This is a genomic window from Methylobacterium sp. XJLW, assembly GCF_003254375.1.
GTDB lineage: Bacteria > Pseudomonadota > Alphaproteobacteria > Rhizobiales > Beijerinckiaceae > Methylobacterium > Methylobacterium fujisawaense.
The window spans coordinates 6,256,263-6,279,636 of sequence record NZ_CP016429.1 but is presented as its reverse complement, the minus strand read 5'-3'; the positions used below and the strand labels follow the sequence as shown (position 1 = coordinate 6,279,636).

At 70.2% G+C, this 23,374-nt stretch carries 25 protein-coding genes; 15 read left to right on the top strand and 10 right to left on the bottom strand.

Annotation, left to right across the window (positions count from 1 at the left end; genetic code table 11):
- Positions 1-10 precede the first annotated feature (10 nt).
- The 4 genes from hisF to dprA are packed head-to-tail and all read left to right on the top strand — an operon-like array spanning position 11 to position 3,965.
- Positions 11-814 (top strand): imidazole glycerol phosphate synthase subunit HisF, encoded by an 804-nt coding sequence (gene hisF / locus A3862_RS29145; protein WP_012317478.1) that lies wholly within the window; start codon positions 11-13, stop codon positions 812-814.
- On the top strand, positions 811-2,115 hold the full coding sequence (locus tag A3862_RS29140) for a dihydroorotase (protein WP_043755578.1): 1,305 nt from the start codon (positions 811-813) through the stop codon (positions 2,113-2,115). The genes hisF and A3862_RS29140 overlap by 4 nt, the downstream gene beginning before the upstream one ends.
- Positions 2,115-2,717, top strand: a complete 603-nt coding sequence (gene plsY / locus A3862_RS29135; RefSeq protein ID WP_043760737.1) for a glycerol-3-phosphate 1-O-acyltransferase PlsY — start codon at positions 2,115-2,117, stop codon at positions 2,715-2,717. The genes A3862_RS29140 and plsY overlap by 1 nt, the downstream gene beginning before the upstream one ends.
- Positions 2,718-2,753: 36 nt before the next feature.
- The gene (dprA, locus tag A3862_RS29130) at positions 2,754-3,965 is read left to right on the top strand and encodes a DNA-processing protein DprA (protein ID WP_043755580.1); all 1,212 of its coding nucleotides are present in this window, start codon (positions 2,754-2,756) and stop codon (positions 3,963-3,965) included.
- On the opposite strand, the gene ruvX is transcribed toward dprA, so the two are convergent.
- Together ruvX and A3862_RS29120 are read right to left on the bottom strand one after the other, a co-directional pair.
- Positions 3,955-4,461, bottom strand: coding sequence for a Holliday junction resolvase RuvX (gene ruvX / locus A3862_RS29125; protein WP_043755581.1), 507 nt, complete (start codon positions 4,459-4,461; stop codon positions 3,955-3,957). The two genes, dprA and ruvX, sit on opposite strands and share 11 nt — an antisense overlap.
- The gene (locus A3862_RS29120; protein WP_043755582.1) at positions 4,458-5,027 is read right to left on the bottom strand and encodes an SMI1/KNR4 family protein; all 570 of its coding nucleotides are present in this window, start codon (positions 5,025-5,027) and stop codon (positions 4,458-4,460) included. The genes ruvX and A3862_RS29120 overlap by 4 nt, the downstream gene beginning before the upstream one ends.
- A 172-nt stretch (positions 5,028-5,199) precedes the next feature.
- Between A3862_RS29120 and A3862_RS31730 the strand changes: the two genes are divergently transcribed.
- The 5 genes from A3862_RS31730 (at position 5,200) to gatB (ending at position 9,347) form a co-directional block, all read left to right on the top strand.
- The gene (locus tag A3862_RS31730; protein WP_164706408.1) at positions 5,200-5,340 is read left to right on the top strand and encodes a hypothetical protein; all 141 of its coding nucleotides are present in this window, start codon (positions 5,200-5,202) and stop codon (positions 5,338-5,340) included.
- A 183-nt stretch (positions 5,341-5,523) separates the two neighbouring features.
- On the top strand, positions 5,524-5,811 hold the full coding sequence (gene gatC, locus A3862_RS29115) for an Asp-tRNA(Asn)/Glu-tRNA(Gln) amidotransferase subunit GatC (RefSeq protein WP_111474233.1): 288 nt from the start codon (positions 5,524-5,526) through the stop codon (positions 5,809-5,811).
- Between the two features lie 78 nt (positions 5,812-5,889).
- Complete coding sequence (gene gatA, locus A3862_RS29110) at positions 5,890-7,368, top strand: Asp-tRNA(Asn)/Glu-tRNA(Gln) amidotransferase subunit GatA (RefSeq protein ID WP_179698181.1); 1,479 nt, start codon at positions 5,890-5,892, stop codon at positions 7,366-7,368.
- Positions 7,365-7,664 (top strand): hypothetical protein, encoded by a 300-nt coding sequence (locus A3862_RS29105; RefSeq protein WP_043354732.1) that lies wholly within the window; start codon positions 7,365-7,367, stop codon positions 7,662-7,664. Before gatA ends, A3862_RS29105 begins: the two co-directional genes overlap by 4 nt.
- Positions 7,665-7,874: 210 nt before the next feature.
- Positions 7,875-9,347 carry an Asp-tRNA(Asn)/Glu-tRNA(Gln) amidotransferase subunit GatB gene (gene gatB, locus A3862_RS29100; protein ID WP_111474232.1) on the top strand — a complete coding sequence of 491 codons (1,473 nt, stop codon included), beginning with the start codon at positions 7,875-7,877 and terminating at the stop codon, positions 9,345-9,347.
- Between the two features lie 756 nt (positions 9,348-10,103).
- Here the strand turns inward: gatB and A3862_RS29095 are convergent.
- The 5 genes from A3862_RS29095 to A3862_RS29075 all read right to left on the bottom strand — a co-directional run bounded on the left by A3862_RS29095 (position 10,104) and on the right by A3862_RS29075 (position 14,415).
- Positions 10,104-10,586: a DUF3280 domain-containing protein gene (locus tag A3862_RS29095; protein WP_043383682.1), complete on the bottom strand. Its 483-nt coding sequence runs from the start codon at positions 10,584-10,586 to the stop codon at positions 10,104-10,106.
- A gap of 72 nt (positions 10,587-10,658) precedes the next feature.
- Positions 10,659-11,714, bottom strand: coding sequence for an efflux RND transporter periplasmic adaptor subunit (locus A3862_RS29090; protein WP_043755589.1), 1,056 nt, complete (start codon positions 11,712-11,714; stop codon positions 10,659-10,661).
- A complete protein-coding gene (locus tag A3862_RS29085; protein ID WP_043347071.1) occupies positions 11,714-11,908 on the bottom strand; it encodes a DUF1656 domain-containing protein in 195 nt (64 codons plus the stop codon). The genes A3862_RS29090 and A3862_RS29085 overlap by 1 nt, the downstream gene beginning before the upstream one ends.
- 24 nt (positions 11,909-11,932) lie before the next feature.
- A complete protein-coding gene (locus A3862_RS29080; protein ID WP_043755591.1) occupies positions 11,933-13,972 on the bottom strand; it encodes an FUSC family protein in 2,040 nt (679 codons plus the stop codon).
- Between the two features lie 128 nt (positions 13,973-14,100).
- Positions 14,101-14,415, bottom strand: coding sequence for a hypothetical protein (locus A3862_RS29075; protein WP_043347072.1), 315 nt, complete (start codon positions 14,413-14,415; stop codon positions 14,101-14,103).
- A gap of 240 nt (positions 14,416-14,655) precedes the next feature.
- On the opposite strand from A3862_RS29075, the gene A3862_RS29070 reads away from it, so the two are divergent.
- Entirely contained in the window at positions 14,656-15,291 is a 636-nt protein-coding gene (locus A3862_RS29070) for a glutathione S-transferase N-terminal domain-containing protein (protein WP_043347074.1), read from the top strand.
- 7 nt (positions 15,292-15,298) lie between these two features.
- Here A3862_RS29070 and A3862_RS29065 read toward each other — a convergent pair whose 3' ends face one another.
- Positions 15,299-15,763, bottom strand: coding sequence for a DUF2147 domain-containing protein (locus A3862_RS29065; RefSeq protein WP_043347075.1), 465 nt, complete (start codon positions 15,761-15,763; stop codon positions 15,299-15,301).
- A 268-nt stretch (positions 15,764-16,031) separates the two neighbouring features.
- Between A3862_RS29065 and ndk the strand changes: the two genes are divergently transcribed.
- Positions 16,032-16,454, top strand: a complete 423-nt coding sequence (ndk, locus tag A3862_RS29060; RefSeq protein ID WP_043073092.1) for a nucleoside-diphosphate kinase — start codon at positions 16,032-16,034, stop codon at positions 16,452-16,454.
- A 168-nt stretch (positions 16,455-16,622) separates the two neighbouring features.
- Positions 16,623-16,988: a hypothetical protein gene (locus tag A3862_RS29055; RefSeq protein WP_043383689.1), complete on the top strand. Its 366-nt coding sequence runs from the start codon at positions 16,623-16,625 to the stop codon at positions 16,986-16,988.
- 131 nt (positions 16,989-17,119) lie between these two features.
- On the opposite strand, the gene purN is transcribed toward A3862_RS29055, so the two are convergent.
- Together purN and purM are read right to left on the bottom strand one after the other, a co-directional pair.
- Positions 17,120-17,770: a phosphoribosylglycinamide formyltransferase gene (gene purN / locus A3862_RS29050; RefSeq protein ID WP_043755594.1), complete on the bottom strand. Its 651-nt coding sequence runs from the start codon at positions 17,768-17,770 to the stop codon at positions 17,120-17,122.
- Positions 17,770-18,849 carry a phosphoribosylformylglycinamidine cyclo-ligase gene (gene purM / locus A3862_RS29045; protein ID WP_043755596.1) on the bottom strand — a complete coding sequence of 360 codons (1,080 nt, stop codon included), beginning with the start codon at positions 18,847-18,849 and terminating at the stop codon, positions 17,770-17,772. The genes purN and purM overlap by 1 nt, the downstream gene beginning before the upstream one ends.
- Before the next feature lie 139 nt (positions 18,850-18,988).
- Here purM and A3862_RS29040 point away from each other — a divergent pair, with 139 nt between their 5' ends.
- From A3862_RS29040 to A3862_RS29030, 3 genes are all read left to right on the top strand, one after another.
- Positions 18,989-20,113 carry an AI-2E family transporter gene (locus A3862_RS29040; RefSeq protein ID WP_043383693.1) on the top strand — a complete coding sequence of 375 codons (1,125 nt, stop codon included), beginning with the start codon at positions 18,989-18,991 and terminating at the stop codon, positions 20,111-20,113.
- A 13-nt stretch (positions 20,114-20,126) separates the two neighbouring features.
- Entirely contained in the window at positions 20,127-20,837 is a 711-nt protein-coding gene (locus A3862_RS29035) for a hypothetical protein (protein ID WP_043350885.1), read from the top strand.
- 105 nt (positions 20,838-20,942) lie between these two features.
- Positions 20,943-23,321: an RNA degradosome polyphosphate kinase gene (locus A3862_RS29030; protein WP_111474231.1), complete on the top strand. Its 2,379-nt coding sequence runs from the start codon at positions 20,943-20,945 to the stop codon at positions 23,319-23,321.
- Positions 23,322-23,374 lie beyond the last annotated feature (53 nt).

Genomic DNA, 23,374 nt, shown 5'->3' with positions numbered 1-23,374 from the left:
GACGGCGCCCGTGCTGAAGACCCGCATCATCCCCTGCCTCGACGTGAAGGACGGGCGCGTCGTGAAGGGCGTGCGCTTCGAGGGCCTGCGCGACGCCGGCGATCCCGTCGAGGCCGCCAAGGTCTACGACGCGGCCGGCGCCGACGAGCTGTGCTTCCTCGACATCACGGCGAGCCGAGAGGCCCGCGGCACGCTGCTCGACATCGTCAGCCGCACCGCCGAGGCCTGCTTCATGCCGCTCACCGTGGGCGGCGGCGTGCGCACCGTCGAGGACGTCCGCGCCCTGCTGCTGGCCGGCGCCGACAAGGTCGCGATCAACACCGCGGCCGTGAAGGATCCCGACCTCGTGGCCCGGGCCGCCGAGAAGTTCGGCGCGCAGTGCATCGTCGTCGCGATCGACGCCAAGCGCGTCTCGCCGCCCGGCGCGCCGGCCGCCTGGGAGATCTTTACCCATGGCGGCCGCGACCCGACGGGGATCGACGCCGTGGCCTTCGCGCGGCTGGTGGCCGAGAAGGGCGCCGGCGAGCTGCTCGTGACCTCCATGGACAAGGACGGCACCCGCTCCGGCTACGACCTCGCGCTGACGCGGGCGATCAGCGACGCCGTCACCGTGCCGGTGATCGCCTCGGGCGGCGTCGGCGGCCTCGACGACCTCGTGGCCGGCGTGGCCGAGGGCGGCGCCAGCGCCGTGCTGGCGGCCTCCATCTTCCATTTCGGGCAGGCGAGCGTCGCCGAGGCGAAGGCGCACATGGCGGCGGCCGGCCTCGCCATGCGCCTCGACGGCCCGGCCTCTTCCGCGAGGGCGCCCCTGTGAGCAGCTATCTTCTGGCGAACGCCAACCTCCTCGATCCCGAAACCGGCCGCGAGACCGCCGGCGCGGTGCTGGTACGGGACGGCCGCATCGCCGACATCGCCGCCGGCGCGGCGCCGGGTGCCCCGGCCGACGCGAAGCGCGTCGATTGCGCGGGCCGCGTGCTGACCCCCGGGCTGATCGACATGCGCGCCTTCGTGGGCGAGCCGGGGGCCGAGCACCGCGAGACCCTGGCCTCGGCGAGCGCCGCGGCGGCCGCGGGCGGCGTCACGACGCTCGTCTGCATGCCCGACACCAACCCGGTGATCGACGAGCCGGCCATCGTCGATTTCGTGCTCCGCCGCGCCCGCGACACGGCGAGCGTCAACGTCCTGCCGGCGGCCGCCATCACCAAGGGGCTTGCCGGCCGGGAGATGACCGAGTTCGGCCTGCTCAAGGAGGCCGGCGCGGTCGCCTTCACGGACGGGCTGCGGGCCGTGGCGAACGCCCAGGTGCTGCGTCGCGCCCTGACCTATGCCCGGGATTTCGACGCCCTGATCGTGCAGCACGTGGAGGAAGCCTCTCTCGTCGCCGAGGGCGTGATGAACGAGGGCGAGCTCGCCTCGCGCCTCGGGCTGATGGGGATCCCCCGCGAGGCGGAGACCGTGATGCTGGAGCGGGACATCCGCCTCGTACGGCTCACCGGCGCCCGCTACCACGCGGCAATGATCTCCTGCGCCGATTCGGTCGAGATCGTCCGGCGGGCGAAGCAGGACGGCCTGCCGGTGACCTGCGGCGTCTCGGTGAACAACCTCGTCCTCAACGAGAACGACATCGGCCATTACCGCACCTTCTGCCGGCTCTCGCCGCCCCTGCGCCACGAGACCGACCGGCAGGCGGTGGTGCGTGCCCTGGACGAGGGTGTGATCGACGTCGTCGTGTCGGATCACAACCCGCAGGACGTCGAGACTAAGCGCCTGCCCTTCGCCGAGGCGGCGGATGGGGCACTGGGCATCGAGACCCTGCTCGGCGCAGCGATGCGCCTCGTCCATACCGGCGACCTGGCGCTGCCCAAGCTTATCGCCGCGCTCACCGTGAACCCGGCGCGGGTCCTCGGCCGCGAGGCCGGCCGGCTGGCGGTCGGTGCCCCCGCCGACTTGGTCCTGATCGATCCCGATCTGCCCTACGTCCTCGACAAGCGCCGGCTGAAGTCGCGCTCCAAGAATTCTCCGTTCGACGAGGCGCGCCTCCAGGGCGCGGCGGTGCTGACGCTGGTCGGCGGTCGGATCGTCCACGCGGTCGACGATCTCGCGGCCGCCGCATGATGCTTCCCGATCTCGCGACCCCGGCCGCCCTCGGCGGCCTCGCCCTCGGCTACGCCCTGGGCTCGATTCCGTTCGGGCTGATCCTGACCAAATTCGCCGGCCTCGGCGACGTGCGGGCCATCGGCTCGGGCAATATCGGCGCCACCAACGTGCTGCGGACCGGCCGCAAGGGCCTTGCCGCGGCGACCCTGCTGGGTGACGCCCTCAAGGGAACTGTCGCCGTCCTGCTCGCCAAGAACCTGGGCGAGGGTGCGGCGCTCGCCGCGGGGCTCGGTGCGTTTCTGGGGCACCTGTTCCCCATCTGGCTCGGATTCAAAGGCGGCAAGGGTGTCGCGACCTTCATCGGCGTGCTCCTGGCCTTCAATGCCGCGGCGCTCGGTCTCTTTGCAGCGATCTGGCTCGGGCTCGCCTTCGTGCTCAAGTATTCGTCGCTGGCGGCACTTGCGGCATCCGCGGCGACACCCTTGGCCCTGTGGGCTCTCGGCGCGCCGACCCAAGCTTTGCTGTTCCTCATCTTGGCCGTGCTGCTATGGTGGAAGCACGCGCCCAACATCCGCCGGCTCGCAAACGGCACCGAGGGGCGCATCGGCCAGAAAGGCTGAGCGCACGCGCGCCACGCGCGGACCTTGGGGAAGTGCATGCAGCTCACCGACGCGCAGCGGCTCGACTGGCTGCGGCTGATCCGGACCGAGGGCGTCGGGCCGCGCACCTTCCGGAGGCTGGTGAACCGGTTCGGCGGCGCGGCGGCCGCCCTGGACGCCCTTCCGGATCTCGCAGGCCGCCAGGGTCGGCGGATCACGCCTCCGACGCGCAGCGAAGCCGAGGCCGAGATCGCGGCGCTCGCCCGCCTCGACGGCCGCCTGATCGCCACGGGCGAGGCGGACTATCCCCGGCTCCTCGCGCAGGTCGACGCGGCGCCGCCGCTCCTGGCCCTGCGCGGCGCCGGCATCCTGAACCGCCCGGCCGTTGCGCTCGTCGGTTCGCGCAACGCCTCGACGGCAGGGCTCGCCTTCACGGAGCGGCTGGCCCGCGGCCTCGGGGAGGCCGGCCTCACGGTGGTCTCGGGCCTCGCCCGCGGGATCGACGCCCGGGCGCACAGGGCCAGCCTTCCGACAGGAACCATCGCCGTGATGGCGGGCGGCCAGGATCGGATCTACCCGGCGAGCCACGCGGCCCTGGTCGAGGCCATCCTGAGGGAGGGCGGCGCCGTCCTGGCCGAGATGCCCATGGGCTGGGAGCCCCGCGGACGCGACTTCCCGCGGCGCAACCGGATCATCTCCGGCCTGTCCTACGGGACCGTCGTGGTCGAGGCCGCCCGCCGCTCCGGCTCGCTGATCACGGCGCGCTACGCCCTGGAGCAGAACCGGGAGGTCTTCGCGGTCCCGGGCTCGCCGCTGGACCCGCGCGCCGAGGGCACCAACGACCTGATCCGCCAGGGCGCCACCCTCGTCTCCGAGGTCGCCCACGTCGTCGAGGTGCTGGGCCCGATCATCGAGCGCGGCCCGGACGCGGAGGCGGCGCCGGCGCGCGGTCGGCCGGACCTCGCCGAGCAGCCGGATTTCTGGGACGAGATCGAGCTCGACGCGACCGGCGCGGATTGCGATCCGATCCCGCTGTGGCCCGACCGCGAGACTGCCGGCCGCCCCGTCTGCGAAGACGAGCCGCCCCAGCCCGCGGATGACCGGGCGCGGATCGTCGCCCTGCTCGGCCCGAGCCCGGTGGGCACCGACGAGCTGGCCCGGAGCGCCGGAGTCGGCGCCCGGACCGTGCAAAGCGTGCTGCTGGAACTGGAACTCGACGGACGGATCGAGCGCCACGGCAGCGGCACGGTTTCCCTGGTCAGTCGCTGAGGAAATTGTCCTCGGTGTCGGCATCGGCGTCGGCGAGATTGCGCATGACGTCGAGGCAGCCCTGCAGGATGTAGGCGGCGGCGAGCTTGTCGACGAGTTCGCCGCGCCGCGCCCGGGAGGCGTCGGCCTCGATCAGCGCGCGCGTGACCACGGCGGTCGAGAGACGCTCGTCGAAGAAGACGTGAGGCAGGGGGAGGATCGGCGCGAGGTTGCGCATGAAGGCGCGGGTCGACTGCACCCGCGGCCCCTCGCTGCCATCCATGTTGAGCGGCAGCCCGACCACCAGGCCGCCGACCGCGTGCTGCCGGCAGAGGGTCGCGAGCCGCTGCGCGTCGGGGGTGAACTTCACCCGGCGGATCGTCTCCAGGGGTGTCGCGATCTGGCGGCCGAGATCCGACAGGGCGAGCCCGATCGTCTTAGTGCCGAGATCGATGCCGATCAACCGGGCGCCGCCGCGGGACTCGGCCGCGAAGGCGCGGATCGCGTCGAAGTTCATGACTCCGCCTGTTCGGTGCGCGCCAGGGTGGCCTCGGCAATACCCTCGAACCGGGCGGGGAGGGGCTCCGCGCCCGGCCCCAGAACCAGCGCCGCGGACGGCGCAGCGACACGGGTGAAGAAATCGTCGAGGCTCTCGCCGCCGAACCGCACCGTCTCCAGATCGGGCGCGAGCAGCCAGACGTCGTACTCGCCGTCCGTCCCGGAGACGTCCCAGAACAGGAAGCTGCCATCCTCGCCCGCGCCGAAGAAGCAGGCGCGCTCGACGACGCTCGCTTCGCCGCCCTCGACATCGAAGCGGTGCGGCTCCGCGCCCTCTTCCAACATGGCGACGGCGGCACCGACACTGTGGGCGATGAGCCCCGCCTGGGTCACCAGATCGCAGGCCGCGAACGGCGCCGGCACGGCGATGCGGAACTGTCCCCCCGCGAGGCCGACGCCGCAGGTTCGGCAGAAGGCGCGATAGGAGGCCGGCAGCGGAAAGCCGAGATCCACCGCCGCACGGTCGAGAGCCCCATCGTCCGGCACGAAGCCCGGCGCGAGATCCGCGAAAACCTGCTCCCACATCGATCCCGCTCCACCGTCCACAGGCTTCAGCTCCTGCGCAGATCGCCCCCGGTGCGCGCGGAGCCGTTCGCGTCTAGGTAGGTTAATGTTCCGTTAAACCACACTGTAGGGGCCCGCCTTGTCGACGAACGGCCAGCTCTCCTGTTCCGCACCGTCCGGATATCGGCGGGCGATGCCGCGCAAGCACCGCTGGATGCTGCTCCTCGCCTTCGAGATCCTGGTCGCGGGCTTCACCCAAGCCATGATCCAGCCGGTCCGGCAACCGGGAATCACCATCGAGATGTCGGTGACGCCCCACCACGTCGTGACCTGATCGGCCCCACACGAGTGTCGGCCTGCGGGTTCGGTCCCGGTGGCGTCGCCAGGGCCGGCCTTCGTCTGCTCCGGCACGTCGGCCTTCCGCCCGCTTCGACCCGCGTTGCAGCGCGTCGAGCGCCGATGCTATAGCCCGACCGACTTCGGGAGAGTGCTCCCGGGCAGGGACGAACGGGACGGCATGTCGGTCGACGAGAAGACGGTTCGGCGCATCGCGCATCTGGCGCGGATCGCGGTCACCGACGACGAAGTCGGGCCGCTGCAGGGCGAGCTGAACGCCATCCTGGCCTTTGTCGAGCAACTCGGCACGGTCGACGTCACGGGCGTCGACCCGATGACCTCGGTGACGCCGATGGCGATGAAGAAGCGTGAGGACGTCGTCACCGAGGGCGGCCGCGCCGCCGACGTCGTCGCCAACGCGCCCGAGACCGAGGACAATTACTTCCTGGTCCCGAAGGTGGTCGAGTAGGCCGAGGACGGCCCGGACCTTGCGGACCGGATTTCTGGCGGGCAGGCGCGCGACAGCGCGCGCGGGGACGTGAACAGCGTGGATCCGAACGAACTCACCCTGGCCGAAGCGCGCGATGCCCTGAAGGCGAAGCGGATCTCGGCCCGCGAGCTGACCCAGGCGCATCTCGACGCCATGGCCAAGGCCCGCGTCCTGAACGCGTATATCCGGGAGACCCCGGACCGCGCCCTGGCGATGGCCGAGGCTTCCGACCGGAAGATCGCATCGGGCGAGGCCCGCCCCCTCGAGGGCATCCCCCTCGGCATCAAGGACCTGTTCTGCACGCACGGCGTGACGACCACGGCGGGCTCCAAGATCCTCGAAACCTTCGAGCCGCATTACGAATCGGCCGTGTCGGCCAATCTGTGGCGCGACGGCGCCGTGATGCTCGGGAAGCTCAATCTCGACGAATTCGCCATGGGCTCGTCCAACGAGACCAGCGCCTACGGCAACGTGGTCTCGCCCTGGCGGCGCAAGGGATCGGACACGCAGATCGTGCCCGGCGGCTCCTCGGGCGGGTCCGCCGCGGCGGTCGCCGCGCGGCTCTGCCTCGGCGCCACGGCGACCGATACCGGCGGCTCCATCCGGCAGCCCGCCGCCTTCACCGGCACGGTGGGGATCAAGCCGACCTACGGGCGGTGCTCGCGCTGGGGTACGGTGGCCTTCGCCTCCTCCCTCGACCAGGCGGGCCCGATCGCCCGGACGGTGCGCGACTGCGCCATCCTCCTCGGCTCCATGGCGGGCCCCGATCCCCGGGATACGACCTGCACCGACCTGGCGGTGCCCGATTTCGAAGCGGCCGTGTCGCGCGGCGTGAAGGGCCTCACCATCGGCATCCCGAAGGAGTACCGGGTCGACGGCATGCCCGCCGAGATCCAGAAGCTCTGGGACGAGGGCGCCGCGTGGCTCAAGGCAGCCGGTGCGACGATCCGGGAGATCTCGCTGCCGCACACCGCCTACGCGCTGCCGGCCTACTACATCGTGGCCCCGGCGGAAGCCTCCTCGAATCTCGCGCGCTACGACGGCGTCCGCTACGGCCTGCGCGTGCCCGGCAAGGACATCGCCGGGATGTACGAGAACACCCGGGCCGCCGGCTTCGGCCGCGAGGTCAAGCGCCGGATCATGATCGGCACCTACGTGCTCTCGGCCGGCTACTACGACGCCTATTACGTCCGCGCGCAGAAGATCCGCACGCTGATCAAGCGTGACTTCGAGGCGGCCTACGCCGCCGGAGTCGACGCGATCCTCACGCCGGCGACGCCGTCGGCCGCCTTCGGCATCGGCGAGAAGGCCTCGGCCGACCCGGTGGAGATGTACCTCAACGACGTGTTCACCGTGACGGTGAACATGGCGGGCCTCCCGGGCATCGCCGTGCCGGCGGGGCTCGATGGCCAGGGCCTGCCCCTCGGCCTCCAGCTCATCGGCCGGCCCTTCGACGAAGAAACGCTGTTCGCGGTCGCGCAGGTGATCGAGGAAGCGGCGGGCCGCACCGTCCTGCCCGAGCCGTGGTGGTCATGACCGTCCCCTATTACCCCTGGACGATCTGGATCTGGGCCGGGTTCGATCCGGCGCTGATCGTGGTGGCGGTCTATCTCGGCTGGACCGCCAGCCAGTTCGGCAAGGTCTTCATCGCGGCGATCGCGGCGCTCGGATTCTCGGTGCTGTTCTCCTACGCGGTCAGCGCCGCCGGCATCCCCTGGCCGGCGCCGATCACCCGCGACGGCCCGACCTTTTTCCCGGTGCGCGCCGTCGCGGCTCTCCTCTGGGCCATCCTCGGCTACGGCGCCCGGCAGGCGGTCAGACGCCGCGCTTGATCTTTTCGCGACGCCGCCCGTAAGTGACCGGACGACATCCACGCCCACCCGCGCCCTCCCCTGAGGTGCCCGCGTGAGCGGGCCTCGACGGAGGCCTCCAGCCGGCCGCGCGATCCCTGGAGCCCTCCTTCGCGGCTGCTGCGCAGCACCTCAGGATGAGGGCGTGGATGGGGGGATCACGCCAAGCTCCTTTTCTCGGCCCGGACGACCATGAACGCACCCGTCGACCCCAAGAAGCTGATCAAGGGCGGCCTCCATGATTGGGAGGTGATTGTCGGCATGGAGATCCACGCCCAGGTGTCCAGCCGGGCGAAGCTGTTCTCCGGCGCCTCGACGGAATTCGGCGGGGAACCCAACGACCACGTCTCCCTGGTCGATGCCGCGATGCCCGGGATGCTGCCGGTGATCAATGCGGAATGCGTGGCCCAGGCGGTGCGCACCGGCCTCGGCCTGAAGGCCAAGATCAACCTGCGGTCGGTGTTCGACAGAAAGAACTACTTCTACCCGGATCTGCCCCAGGGCTATCAGATCTCGCAGTACAAGGACCCGATCGTCGGCGAGGGGGAGGTTCTCGTGGATCTGCCTGACGGTGCGTCGATCACCGTGGGCATCGAGCGCCTGCACCTCGAGCAGGATGCCGGCAAGTCGCTGCACGATCAGGACCCGACCCGGAGCTTCGTGGACCTCAACCGCTCGGGCGTGGCGCTGATGGAGATCGTCTCCCGGCCGGACCTGCGCTCCTCCGAGGAGGCGAAGGCCTACGTGACCAAGCTGCGCACGATCCTGCGCTACCTCGGCACCTGCGACGGCGACATGGAGAAGGGATCGCTCCGCGCCGACGTGAACGTCTCGGTGCGCCGCCCCGGCGAGCCGCTGGGCACCCGCTGCGAGATCAAGAACGTCAACTCGATCCGCTTCATCGGGCAGGCGATCGAGACCGAGGCGCGGCGCCAGATCGCCATCCTCGAGGACGGTGGAAAGATCGACCAGGAGACGCGCCTGTTCGACCCGACCAAGGGCGAGACGCGCTCGATGCGCTCCAAGGAAGAGGCGCACGATTATCGCTACTTCCCCGATCCGGACCTGCTGCCGCTCGAATTCGACCAGGCCTATGTCGACGCCCTGGCCGAGGGGCTGCCCGAGCTGCCGGATGCCAAGAAGGCGCGGTTCGTCTCCGCATTCGGCCTCTCGCCCTACGACGCCGGCGTGCTGGTCGCCGAGCGTGCCTCCGCCGACTACTACGAGGCGGTGGCCAAGGGCCGGGACGGCAAGGCCGCGGCCAATTGGGTGATCAACGAGCTGTTCGGGCGCCTCAACAAGGAGGGCCTGTCCATCGAATCGACGCCGGTCTCGGCGGAACAGCTCGGCGCGATCATCGACCTGATCGGCGAGGGCGTGATCTCCGGCAAGATCGCCAAGGACCTGTTCGAGATCGTCTGGATCGAGGGCGGCGACCCGCGCGCCATCGTCGAGAGCCGCGGCATGAAGCAGGTGACCGACACGGGCGCCATCGAGGCGGCGGTGGATCAGATCATCGCGGCCAATCCCGACAAGGTCGCCCAGGCCAAGGAGAAGCCGACTCTGCTGGGCTGGTTCGTCGGCCAGACCATGAAGGCCACGGGCGGCAAGGCAAATCCCGCGGCGGTGAACGCGCTGCTCAAGGCGAAGCTCGGGATCGATTGACACCCGATCGCCCGAGCGGCGCGAAGCAGGCCAGCTCTGGGATATCGCGCGTCGGCCGAGCCATCGGCGCGGCGACATCGCAGGCCGATTGACCCGGAGCGCGGACGGCGCGCCCGGGCGCTCGAACCACCGTCGGTGCAAGATCGCGTCGTGACGGCAGGCCTGCCTTCCGGGCTCCGCCACGCGGTTCCGGCCTGACCGGCGGACGAGACCACCGGTGGGCTCAGCTCCGCGCAGACAGGCGGTGAGCCGGCCACCCTCGGGGCCACGACGAAATCCCGCCACGGCGAGGCCGGGCAGGCGATGGACCAACAGCTTCTGTCTTAGGGAAACCGCGGCGGAACGGCTCAAAGTGGGGCATTTTGCGTGTTCGAAGGCGCGCCATAATTGGCCGCTTCTGCGCCCCTGGAGCCGCGTCCGTCCGGCTGTCCGTGTGCTGCCGCTAAGTTCCGGGCCGAACCTGTCCCTGAACCGTCTAGGCGGCTTTCCGCTGCGGTGGAGTCATCCCTGTCTCCTCCAGCTTCCGGCAACCGGACGTCTTACGAAACCTGACACCGTCAAGGTTTCCGTCCGGTCGGTGCCGGCTTTCGCCAAGCACAGGTGGAGACTGCGCCTGTCTTGCCGAGCCGTCAATAGCCATTTTGCCGGCACAGGGGCACCTCGCACGACATCGCGGGAGGATCGCAGTGCAGCGCCAAGCCCGTCAATCACTTGGATCGATCCTTCGGCGCTGCGAAATATCGGCTGGGGGGCGCGTTACTTGCCGGCACCCATAGTGTTCTCGACGAGAAAACGAATACCGCGGTCGAAGGACTCGTCCGTGTTACCGCGCAGGTCGACGCTGTAGGCCCGCTCGGGCGCGTCGCCGGTGAGGGGCTTCACGTAGACGTTCAGGTTGAGGATCAGGTTCGAGACCTTCTGCACCTCGCCGGTGATGGCGACGTCGGCGCCGAGTTCGCGGGCGAAGTCATCCGCACAGCCGTTGCAGCGCCGCAGGTCCGCACTCTTGGCGACCGCCGCCCGGACCGGATCGGTCGAGATCACGATGTACAGGCCCTTTCTCTCCAGCAGAGCGCGCAGTTCGGCGCTCACCCGCTTGAGGCGCGCGGCGTCCGCTGCATCGGTCGGCACCGGGGACAGGTTCGAGAACTGGAAATCGAACACCGCCGCCTTCAGGGGCGCGGCCGCGGCGGGCCCTGCGGTCAGCAGGAGGCAGGCGAGTCCAAGCCATCGGTTCATCGGAGTCTCCCACGCGGTGGTGTCTCCGGGAAACCGCATCACCGGCCATCGGGATCGCAGCGGCGCGGCGATTCACCTCTGATCGGCCGCCGCGGTGGGTCCGGCTGCCGGCGTCGTCAGGGCGGAGACCCGGTCGCGCAGGTCCATGAACCAGTTGGGCGCCGGGCCGCGGCCGCCGTTGACGAACACGGTCGCGGTCATGCCGGCGATGAGCGGGACGCCCGGCGGAACATGGTCGATGCGGATGCGGACCGGGACCCGCTGGGCGAGGCGCACCCAGGTATAGACCGGGTTGACGTCCGGCAGCCCCTGCGTGCTCGCAGCGGCATTGGCCGTGGAGATGCCCAGCGTGATGCTGTGAACCGTCCCGGTGAGATGCGGATCGAAGCCCATCAGCTTCACGTCGGCGGTGTCACCGACCCGGATGTTGGACATCTTGGTCTCTTCGAAATAGCCGTCGATCCAGAAGGAATCGGTGTCGACCACGTTGATGTTCGCGGTGCCGGTCCGGGCATAGTCGCCGACGCGCATCAGCAGGTTCGTGACCCGCCCGTTGACGGTGGATGTCACCCGGGTGCGCTCCAGGTTGACCTTGGCCTGCCGCAATTGCGCCTGGGCGCTCTCCAGCGCCGCCTCGGCGATCTTGGCCGCGCCGGCAAATTGCTGCTTCTCTTCGACGGAGGTCGACACCGTCGAGAGCGCCTGCCGCCGGGCCGACTGGGCGTTCTTCACCTGCAGGTCGGCCTCGCGGTTCTTGACCTCGGCATCCGCCGACGCGACCGCGACCTCGAAGTCGATCGGGTCGATGACGTAGAGGACGTCGCCCTTGCGCACGGTCTGGTTGTCCTGGACGCGGACCTCGACGATCTGCCCTGCGACCTGCGGCGCGATGTTGGCGACCTGCACCCGGACCGTGCCGTCGCGCGTCCAGGGCGCCGCCACGTAGAATTCCCAGACGAAGGCCGCCGCCAGGATCGCGGCGAGCAGGATCACGCCGGTGGCCGCCAGCCGGAAGATCTTGGCGGCTCGGCCCCGGCGCGGGATCGCGGGCAACGGATCGCGCCGCCCCGGCGCATCGTCGCGGGCGGCGGGCTTCGGATCGTCCTCGTCGGCGGTCGTGTCGGGCATCAGATGAACGCTATCAGGAGGGCGAGAACACAGACGTAGAGGCCGGCCTCGGCGAGCGGGGCGTTGGCGACGTAGCGGCTGAAGCGGAGGCGCGCGAAGGCGAAGCGCAGGATGATCAGGATCACGAACGCCGCCAGGGCATAGGCGACGAAGGCCGTGACCAGCACCCCGCCGACATGGATGTCCTCGTGCATGGTAACCCCGGAAGAAGTCGCCCGTCAGAAGAGCGCGATGTCGAGGCGATGGAGGAATCGCCGGTGGCGGGTGATGGTCCGTGATGCGGTGACGAGATCGCTGGCCGCGCGGGCGGTGGTGAGCCGCACGGCCCGGCCCTGGCCGGCGGCGGCCCGGATCAGGTCACGCGCCGCGGTCTCGAGCCCGCGATCGTCGCCCGAAGCCAACGCGTCCCGTGCCCGCGGGATCGCGCCACGCAGGGCCTCGATGGACCAGAGGCGGCGCAGCTCCGCGTGGGCCCGGGCGGCGGCGGCCTCCAGACGGGCGAGGGCGAAGGCGTGATGCAGGTTCGCCCGCCGCACGGCGCCGCTCCCCGAGCTGTAGACGGCAAACTGAAACAGCCGGTCGGCATTCAGGCTGGTGCGGGTGGTGGCATCGCCTCCCTGGCCGATTAGCGCGTCGGCGAGCGCCCGCCGGGCCGAATCGAGGGCGAAGCCCCGCTGCTGCGCGGGCGTGACCGGCAGGACCAGGCGGACGACGATCGACAGGATCACGGCCGCCGCGACCACGAGGAACGCGTTCAGCAGGAAGGTCAGGGCGTCGTAGGTCTGCGGATTCGAGGGGCCGAGCAGGACTGGAAAGAACACGATCAGGATGAAGCCGATGCCGAAGGTCTTCGGGTTCAGCGACAGGAAGCAGCCGAGGAAGATCACCGGCGCCATGACGATCGCCAGCATCGGGAACCCCTGGACACCGTTCAGGAGCGCGAAGCGGGCGATGCCCGCAAGGGTCGCCGCGAGCGTCATCCCGATGACGACCCCGTTGGCGAATTTCTTCGGATCCGGCGTCACGGAGGACAGGGCCGCGGTGGCGGCCACCTGGACCAGCGCGAAGGAGGCCTGCGGCAGGCCGAGCGCCACGAAGGCGGCGGCCGTCACGGCGAAGCTCAAGGCGACCCGCAGGGCGCCGCGGAGGGCGACCGGGAAGTCGCGATGGGTCGGCAGCCGGGCGTCGCGCAGGGGCTCGTGGCCGTCCGCCACCGCGCGGATGCCGTCCTGCGCGAAGGTCGCCGCACAGACGAAGTCGAGGGCGCGCTGGAGAACCACCACCTCGTCGAGGGGCCGGTTCCCGTCCCGGATCGCGGAGTCGACCAGATCGCGCAGGCGCTCGTCGTCGCGATCGAGGGCATCGGGATCGGGCGCGTCGGCCACCCTTCGGCAGATCGCCATCGCCTCCGCGACCGCCGGGCTCGGATGGCGCAGGCACGCGGCCGCGGCCGCCACGCTGCGGATCGCGGCCGCCATCGCGTACAAGGCGGCGATGCAGCTGCGCGCGCCGGCCGCACGGAACCGGCCGTCGTCGAGTTCCCCCGCGATGGCGCTGGCATCGGCCCGCATCGGCGCGATGGTGCGGATCAGCGCGGCGGTCCGCGTCGCGCCGAGATCGCCGGATTCCAGCGTCTCCCGGGCATAGCTCCGCGTGTCGTCCCAGCCCTTGCGGAGCTGCGGCAGCAGCGCCCGCCACGTGCTCGGGGAGGCGAGGGCGTCGTTGATGAAGGTGATCACGACGATGCCGAGAACGATCACGGCGACGCGGGACACGGCGGCGTCGAAGGTGCCCTGCGGGTCGTCGATCTGGCCCAGGGCGATGATCGCCACGGTGTAGCCGGACAGCATGGCGCCGTAGGCCCGTGTGTCCTGCAGGTACTGGGCGACGAAGACGCAGAGGCCGAGCCAGACGGTGAAGCCGAGGAGCAGCAGCACCCGGTCCTGCCCGAACAGGGCCATGAAGACGATCGACACCGCGGCCCCGATGAGCGTGCCGAGAAGGCGGTAGACCGCCTTGGAAATGGCCTGCCCGCGCTTGGGCTGGGCGAGGATCGCCACGCAGGTGGCGGCGGACGAGGCGCTGTCGAGCTGGAGCCAGAAGGCCATCGCCAGCGCCAGCATCATGGCGATCCAGATGCGCAGGGCAAAGGCCCAGGCCGCCGGCTTGGGCACCCAGGCATCGAGGAACGCCACCGCGCGGTCGAGAAGCGACCCGGCCGACGGATCCGCGGCGGGCGCGACCGGGGCCTCAGCCATGCCGGACCCGGCGCGATGCGCCGTCCGCCGCCCGTAGGGACGGATGAAGGTCCATCATGTCCTCGCCTTTCCCGCCGCCCCGCCGCGGATGTCTGAACAATCGAGAAGCGCTGCGGTTCGCGACCGGCTCAGGCTTTATCGCCGCCCTTCAGCCGCTTGTTGCACTTGCTCCAGTACTGCGGCCATTTCGGCCCCTGCGCGGCCTTCTGAGCGTCGGTCAGGGCGCGCCACTCGGCGCCGCAGGTCTTCTGCCGGTCGCGGGCGGCGGACTGGCCGGCGCTCGGCTGCTTCGCTGCGGGCGAGGCCGGCGCCGCCGAGGGCGCCTCGGAGGCCGGCGGCGCCTTGGCTGTCGACTCCTTGGCGGCCGGCTCCTTGGCGAGGACAGGCTGGGCGGCGAGCAGCGGCACGGACAGGATCGCGATCCTGACGAGACGATCGATCATCGGATATTCCCCCTCGGGCGTCGTTGCGACGCCCGAGACGCAGTCTCGCCGCTCGCCCCGGGAGACGGCAAGCCCGGCGCCGCAGCCGCCAACAGCTGCCGCCACGCCGTGTCGAATCCTCACGCCCGCTCTCGGGATGCCCTTGAGCGTGGCCGGGAAATCGTCTTCACTGTCGGGGTTGTCCGGAAAAGGCGGAGGACCATCGCACCGCCGACGATTGGGTCCAGGAGCAGACAGAGCATGGCAGCGGTGTCCGGGCGGCCGATCGACGTCCATACCTGGAGTACGCCGAACGGCTGGAAGATCCCGATCATGCTGGAGGAGTGCGGGCTCCCCTACCGCATCGTTCCCGTAGACATCGCCAAGAACGAGCAGTTCGCTCCCGATTTCCTGGCGATCTCACCCAACAACAAGATCCCAGCCATTGTCGATCCGGAGGGTCCCGGTGGACAGCCGATCTCGGTCTTCGAATCAGGCGCGATCCTGCAGTATCTCGGCCGGAAAACCGGGCAGTTCTATCCAGCCGACGAGCGCGCCCGCGTCCTCGTCGACGAGTGGCTGTTCTGGCAGGTGGCGGGCTTCGGGCCGATGCTCGGGCAGACGCACCACTTCAAGATCTACGCGCCCGAGAAGCTGCCCTACGCGATCGACCGGTTCACCGCAGAGGCGAAGCGTCTGTACGGCGTGCTGGAACGACGCCTCGAGGGCCGCGCTTTCCTGGCCGACGACTATTCCATCGCCGACATCGCGACCTTCACCTGGGCGAAGCTGAACTTTAAGCAGGGCGTCGACATCAACACCCTGCCGAACGTGGCGCGATGGCTCGAGAGCATCCTGGCGAGGCCGGCGGTGCAGCGCGGCCTCGCAGCGATCTGACAGGCGCTCAGTTCTTGTTCGCCGCCTGCTGGTTCACGTCCGGCACGCGGGTCCAGGTCTGGGATCCGCACAGGATCTTGAGCATGCAGCCCGAGACGTTGAGTTCGGCCTCGCTCTCGCGCTCCAGGCTGACCGTATAGATCTTGCCTTCTTCGATGTTGTAGAGCTCGCCGGTGTATTTCTCGTCGTCCGGCTTGAGGCCTTCGATGAGCTGCAGGCCGATCACCGGTCGCGCGCGCTTCTTCGGGTCGGGATTCTTCAGATCGGTGCGGGGAGCGCCGTTGTCGAAGGTCGGCGTCTTGAGCCAGACGACCTTGCCACAGACGAGCTTCTGACCGGGCCCGCAGCGATCGATCCGGATCTTGGCGCGGCCGTCGCCGGTGAGCCAGGTGCCGGACGGATCCTTCGCGGTGTCGGCGGCGGCGGCGGTGAGGCCGGCGAGAAGCAGGCTGGCGCTGAGAGCGAGTCGCATGGTTCGTCTCCGGGATTGGGGCGTCGCGGACGCCCGAGGGGTGGACGAAGTCGGTTGGTGCGCGACTAGGCCGTCGCAATCGGGCGATTTTTCGGCCGTGTTGCGGCAGAGCCACGGCTGCGCTTGGACCGGCCGGATCCGGGACGCCGCTTGAGGCACGGGGGGGCGCCCGCTATAAGCCCGGCGCCGAAGCGAAATTTTCGCTGCCGCGGCGCGTCCGGCCTCCCGGCGTGCCGCAAACCTTTTCCACAGACAGACCGGACGCACCATGGCCACCGAGCGCACCTTCTCGATCCTGAAGCCCGACGCGACGCGGCGGAACCTGACCGGCGCGGTCAACGCCGTGATCGAGGAGGCGGGCCTCCGCATCGTCGGCCAGCGTCGCATCCGCATGACCAAGGAGCAGGCCGAGAAGTTCTACGAGGTGCACAAGGAGCGCCCGTTCTTCGGCGAGCTCGTGACCTTCATGACCTCCGGCCCGGTGGTGGTCCAGGTTCTCGAGGGCGAGAACGCGGTGGCCAAGTACCGTGAGGTGATGGGTGCGACCAACCCGGCCCAGGCCGCCGAGGGCACGATCCGCAAGAAGTTCGCCGAGTCCGTCGGCGAGAACACCGTGCACGGCTCAGACAGCGCCGAGAACGCCAAGATCGAGATCGCGCAGTTCTTCAAGGATTCCGATATCGCCGCCTGAGGCGACGGGCGGTGGCGGGTTGGGCACACCGACCCGCCATCGTCACGCACCGCACCCGGCGGCATCGGGAATGCCGCCGTGTGTGACCGGGCCGTCCTTGACGGGACGGAGCCCGGAAGCGTCCAACAGCCGAGCTTAGCCAACCTCAGCCCTCGGACGACCCCGACCATGACGATGCGCCGCCTGCCCCTGCTGATCGCGACCGGCCTGTTCGCCCTCGGCGCGACCGCCGCCCTCGCGGGCGGATCCTCGGCCCCGTTCCAGCAGTACGAGCCGGATCCGGCCCTCAAGACCGCCAGCAAGGCCAATCTCGAAGGCCGCGTGCGCCACGCCTGCACGATCGTCCAGGCCCGCATGACCAGCGCCCCCGAGGCGTCCTTGGAGCGCCCCTGCGGCTGCTACGCCAAGCAGACCCTGCGCAGTCTCGATGCCGCCGAGATCGAGGCCTACCGGACCACGGGCTACTTCAACGATTCCGCCCGCGCGAAGGCCCTCTCGGCGCTGGACAGCTGCAAGCTGCAGCGCCCCGTCTGAGGACGCAGACAGGGCTGCTTCGGTAGACGTCGCCTCTGCGAGCGCAGCGAAGCAGCCCAGCGCATCGGAACGTCGGCGAGCGGGCGATGCCGGATCGCCGGGCTCCGCTCGCAGGGACGATCGGCCGCCCGCTAGAGGCTGAACAGAACGCTGTCGGGCGCCTCGTCGGCGATCACCACGCGGTCGCCGTCCAGGCGGGCGCGGCCGCCGGCCACCAGGGCGAGCACGGCCGGGTAGAGACGGCGCTCCTGCACGATCACCCGGTCGGCGAGGCTGTCGGGATCGTCGTCCTGGCGGACCGGGATCGCGGCCTGAGCGACGATCGGACCCGCATCCAGTTCCGGCACGACGAAATGCACGGTGCAGCCGTGCAGGCGCACGCCGGCGTCGAGCGCCTGCCGGTGCGTGTGCGTGCCCTTGAACAGGGGCAGGAGCGACGGGTGGATGTTGAGCATCCGGCCAGCCCAGGATGCCACGAAATCCGTCGTCAGGATCCGCATGAAGCCCGCGAGGCACACGAGGTCGACCTCGGCCCCTCGCAGGGCGGCGTCGAGGGCGGCATCGAAGCCGGCGCGGTCGGCGAAGGCCTTGTGGTCGATGGCCTGCGTCGGGATGCCCGCCTCCGCCGCGCGGGCGAGACCGGCGGCTTCCGGGCGGTTCGACACGACGAGCACGATCTCGGCCGGGAAGGCGGGATCCTGCGCCGCCTCCAGCAGCGCGACCATGTTCGAGCCGCGCCCCGAGATGAGGATGGCGACGCGGGTCTTGCGGGCGGTCGACATCAGAGGGCGAGGTTTCCGCTGAAGGTCACGGGCTCGGAGCCGCGCGCCGTGATCCGGCCGAGGCGCACGGGCGTCTCGCCGGCCCGGGTCAGGGCCTCGTCGACGTCGTCCACCGCATCGGCGGCGGCGATCACCACCATGCCGATTCCGCAATTGAAGGTGCGCAGCATCTCCGCCTCGGCGACGCCGCCCTCGCGGGCGAGCCAGCCGAAGACCGGCGGCGGGGTGACCGCGTCGAGGTCGATGGCGATGCCGACATCGTCCGGCAGGACGCGGGGCAGGTTGTCCGGGAAGCCGCCCCCCGTGATGTGAGCGAGCGCCCGGATCCCGTCCGTGGCGCCGAGCGCCGCCAGCAGGGGCTTCACGTAGATCCGGGTCGGCTCCAGCAGCGCCTCGCCGAGGCTGCGCCCGGGGGCGAACGGGGCCGGCGCGTCCCAGCCGAGCCCGGTCTTCGCGACGATCCGGCGGACCAGCGAGAAGCCGTTGGAATGCACCCCGGAGGAGGGCAGGCCGAGCACAACGTCGCCGGGCCGGATCCCCGGACGCGGCAGAAGCGTGCCGCGCTCGGCGGCTCCCACCGAGAAGCCCGCGAGGTCGTAGTCGGATCCGTCGTAGAGGCCCGGCATCTCGGCGGTCTCGCCGCCGATCAGCGCGCAGCCCGCCTGCCGGCAGCCTTCGGCGATGCCGCGCACGATGTCGGCGCCGACGCCCGGGACCAGCTTGCCGGTGGCGTAGTAGTCGAGGAAGAACAGCGGCTCGGCGCCCTGGACGATGATGTCGTTCACGCACATCGCCACGAGATCGATGCCGATCGTGTCGTGGCGCCCGGTCTCGATGGCGATCTTGACCTTGGTGCCGACGCCGTCATTGGCCGCCACCAGGATCGGATCGCGGAAGCCCGCAGCCTTCAGGTCGAACAGGCCGCCGAAGCCCCCGATCTCGGCGTCGGCGCCCGGGCGCCGGGTCGAGCGCACCAGCGGCTTGATCGTCTCGACCATGGCGTTACCGGCATCGATGTCGACGCCCGCCGCCGCGTAGGTGAGCCCCGTCTTCGGCTCGTTGCCGTCCTTGGCCGTCATGCCCGCGCCACCTCGTTCCAATCTGGCCCCGCTCTAGCGGCTTCGCGCGCGCCACGCGAGTCGGCTGCGGCGGCGCCTTGATCGGCACGCGCCGCATACCCACTCTGCCCGCGGGCGTGGTGTCTGGGGGAGCGTCGACGTGCGCGCACGGGCTGTGATCGGGCTGGCCGCCGTGGTCGCTCTGGGATTGATCATCTACCTCCTCCGGGAAGTGATGCTGCCCTTCGTGGCCGGCATCACCCTGGCCTATCTCCTCGATCCCCTGGCCGACCGGCTGGAGCGCCTCGGCCTCGGCCGGCTGGCCGCGAGCCTGCTGATTCTGGCGTTGTTCGTCGTCGTCCTCGTGGTGACGCTGCTGATCCTGATCCCGCTCACGGCCAATCAGGTCGTCGCCCTGGTCAATGCGCTGCCCGGAATGGTGTCGCGGCTCCAGGCCATCATCGCGGAGCGCTCCGGGTCACTGCTGGAACGCGTCGGCGGCGCGAATGTCCTCACGGAGCTGCAATCCTCCGTCGGAACGCTGGCGACCCAGGCGGGGACGTGGCTCCTGGCCTTTCTGAAATCCCTCTGGTCGGGCAGCCAGGCCCTGATTTCGATCGCCTCGCTTCTGGTGGTGACGCCGGTCGTCGCGTTCTACATCCTGGTGGATTGGGACCGGATGGTCGCGGCCATCGACGGCTGGGTGCCGCCCCGGCACCGCGCGACGGTGCGCGACCTCGCGCGCCAGATCGACGGCGCCGTCACCGGCTATGTGCGCGGCCAGACCCTGGTCTGCCTCATCCTGGGCAGCTTCTACGCGATCGGCCTCTGGCTGGTCGGCCTCAACTTCGGCGTGCTGATCGGCCTGATCGCGGGGTTTCTCACCTTCATTCCCTATGTCGGCACGCTCACCGGCTTCCTGCTCTCCGTCGGCGTCGCCCTGGTCCAGTTCTGGCCATCCGGGGACTGGCTGTATCTCGGCCTGACCGTGGGCGTGTTCCTCGTCGGGCAGTTTCTCGAAGGCAACGTCATCTCGCCGAAGCTCGTCGGCGATTCCACCGGGCTTCACCCGGTCTGGCTGATGTTCGCCCTGCTCGCCTTCGGCACGCTGTTCGGCTTCGTCGGGCTGCTGCTCGCTGTCCCGATCGCGGCCTCCATCGGCGTGCTCGTCCGCTTCGCCCTGGCCCGCTATCTGGAGAGCCGCCTCTACCATGCCGGACAGCCGATCTTGATCGAGCACGACGGCAAAGACGCTGCGGCCTTGACCTCCACGGGCGGGGGGTGATCCTGGGCGACACATGCGCGAGAACGCACCACCCCGACAATTGGCCTTCGACCTGCCCCTCGACCCACGCTATGGGCGCGAGGATTTCCTCGTGGGACCGGCCAACGAGGCCGCCTACGCGCTGATCGAGGCTTGGCCGGACTGGCCGGACAGTGTCCTGGTCCTCACCGGTCCCTCGGGCAGCGGCAAGAGCCATCTCGCGGCGATCTGGGCAGAGCGCGCCCATGCCTGGACCCTCCCGGCCGCCGAGCTGGGGGCCGACGCGATCCAGCACCTCATCTCGAACGGCGCTCTGGTCATCGAGGATATCGACCGGACGGAACGGCTCGACGAAGCGGCGCTGTTCCATCTGCTCAACCGGGCGCGGGAGCGCGCCTGCCCGATCCTGCTGACGAGCGGCACCGGGATCGACGCCCTCGGCCTCGCCACGCCGGACCTGCGCTCGCGGCTCCGGCTGGCGCCGCGCATCGCCATCGAGGCGCCGGACGACGCCCTGCTGCGGGCGGTCCTGGTCAAGCTGTTCGTGGACCGTCAGCTGGTGGTCGATCTCGGGGTAATCGATTCGCTGGCCCTGCGCATCGACCGGTCGCTGGGCCGCGCCCGGGACGTCGTCGCCGAGCTCGACCGCGACGCCCTCGGGCGCGGACGCCGGATCAGCCGGCCGCTCGCGCTGGCCGTCCTACGGCGCATGGGACTGGACGACGAGCCCGATCCGGCCGGCTGAACGCGGAATGCGGCGGCCGTCACGAAACTGTCGTGAAGGCCGCCGGTCTAGGGTGATACACGCTCCGCCGCCGCGAGGAGCGACGCGTAGAGACAGGGATCGGGGATGGAATCGACGCAGAAGCCCGTGGACCGCGACGCCGCCGACGAGGCAGCCGAGCCCCGTCGGCGCGCGGCGGCCAATCCGACGACGCGGCGCGCGCCCGCGACCCGGCGCACGCAGACCGACTCGATCGCCGCCGGGGCCGCTCCGGCAGCCGCCGCCGACGCCAGTGACGAGTGGCCGGCAGCCGCGGCTCCGGCGGAGCCCGTTGCCGGCGCGGCCCGCGAGCCGGTGCTGGAGGCCGGTCGGTCCCTCCGCCACTCGCCGGAGCGCTTCGTGAACCGCGAGCTGTCCTGGCTGCAGTTCAACCGGCGCGTTCTGGAGGAGGCGTCGAACCCGAATCATCCGCTGCTGGAGCGCCTCCGCTTCCTGTCGATCTCGGCCAACAACCTCGACGAGTTCTTCATGGTCCGCGTGGCCGGCCTGATCGATCAGGTGCGGGCCGGGATCACGGTCCCGTCGCAGGACGGCCTGTCGCCGTCCGAGCAGCTGGCCCGGATCGGCGTGGAGGTCTCGCGCCTCGCCGCCGACCAGCAGGCCCGCTGGCGTGAACTGCGCGCGAAGCTGCACGCCGCCGACATCGACATCGTCGAGCCCGCCGCCCTCTCGGCCGATCAGGCGGCGTGGCTGGAGGAGTATTTCCTCAACCATGTCTTCCCGGTCCTGACGCCGCTCGCGATCGATCCGGCCCACCCGTTCCCGTTCATCCCGAATCTCGGCACCACCATCGCGCTGATGCTGGTGCGTCCCAAGGACGGCCGGCTGCTGCGCGCCCTCATCCGCCTGCCCGGCGTGATCGACCGCTTCGTCCGCCTGCCGGTGAGCGACAGCGAGACCGCGGCGCGGCTGATCACGATCGAGCAGGTGATCGGGATGTTCACCGGGCGGCTCTTCCCGGGCTACCTCGTCAAGGGCAGCGGCGCATTCCGCGTCGTCCGCGACTCCGATCTGGAGATCGAGGAGGAGGCGGAAGACCTCGTCCTGCATTTCGAGACGGCCCTGAAGCAGCGGCGCCGGGGCGTCGTGATCCGGCTCGAGGTCGAGGCGGGCATGTCGGAGGATCTGCGCAGCTTCGTCGCCGACGAGCTGGAGATCGCCGCGGACGCGATCTTCATCGTGGAGGGCATGCTCGCCCTGAACGAGCTGTCCCAGGTGGTCGGGATCGACCGGCCGGACCTAAAGTTCAAGCCCTACAATCCCCGATTCCCGGAGCGCATCCGCGAGAGCGGCGGCGATGTCTTCGCGGCGATCCGCCAGAAGGATTTCATCGTCCACCACCCCTACGAATCCTTCGATTCGGTGGTGCAGTTCCTCGCGCAGGCCGCCCGTGACCCGAACGTGGTCGCGATCAAGCAGACGCTCTACCGGACCTCGTCCAACTCGCCGATCGTCGCGGCGCTCGCCGAAGCCGCGGAGCTGGGCAAGTCCGTCACCGCGCTGGTGGAACTGAAGGCGCGCTTCGACGAGGAAGCGAATATTCGCTGGGCGCGCAACCTTGAGAAGGCCGGCGCGCAGGTGGTCTTCGGCTTCGTGGAGCTGAAGACCCACGCCAAGCTGTCGCTGGTGGTCCGTCGGGAGGGCGACAAGCTGGTCACCTACTGCCACGTCGGCACCGGCAACTACCACCCGATCACCGCACGGGTCTACACGGACCTGTCCTTCTTCACGGCGGACCCCGCCATCGCGCGGGACGTGTCGCGCATCTTCAACTTCATCACCGGCTACGCCGAGCCCGCGGAGCTGGAGCGGATGGCGGTCTCGCCATTGACGCTGAAGAATCGCCTCCTCGAGCACATCGACGCGGAGGTCGCCCACGCGAAGGCGGGTCGCCCGGCGGCGATCTGGATCAAGTGCAACTCGCTGGTCGACAGCCAGATCATCGACGCGCTCTACGACGCCTCGGAAGCCGGGGTTCAGATCGACTGCGTGGTCCGCGGCATCTGCTGCCTGCGGCCCGGCATCCCGGGCCTGTCGGAGACGATCCGGGTGAAGTCGATCGTCGGGCGCTTCCTGGAGCACGGACGCATCTACGCCTTCGGCAACGGCGTCGGGCTGCCGCACCCGAAGGCCACGGTCTACATCTCCTCCGCCGACCTGATGAGCCGGAACCTCGACCGCCGCGTGGAGGCGCTGCTGCCGATCACCAATCCGACGGTGCATCAGCAGGTGCTCGATCAGATCATGCTGGCCAACCTGCTCGACAACCGTCAGAGCTGGCGCCTGCTGGCTTCGGGCGGCTGCGAGCGGATCCAGCCGGCCGATGGCGAGGAGCCGTTCAATGCCCACAAGTACTTCATGACCAACCCCAGCCTCTCGGGACGCGGCAAGGCCTCGAAGAAGTCGAGCCCGCGCGCCCTGAGCCGGCGCGCGCAGCGCAGCTGAGTTTCGCCGCGCAGCGACACTGGGCTAAACCTCCCGCACGGCGCGCCGGCAGG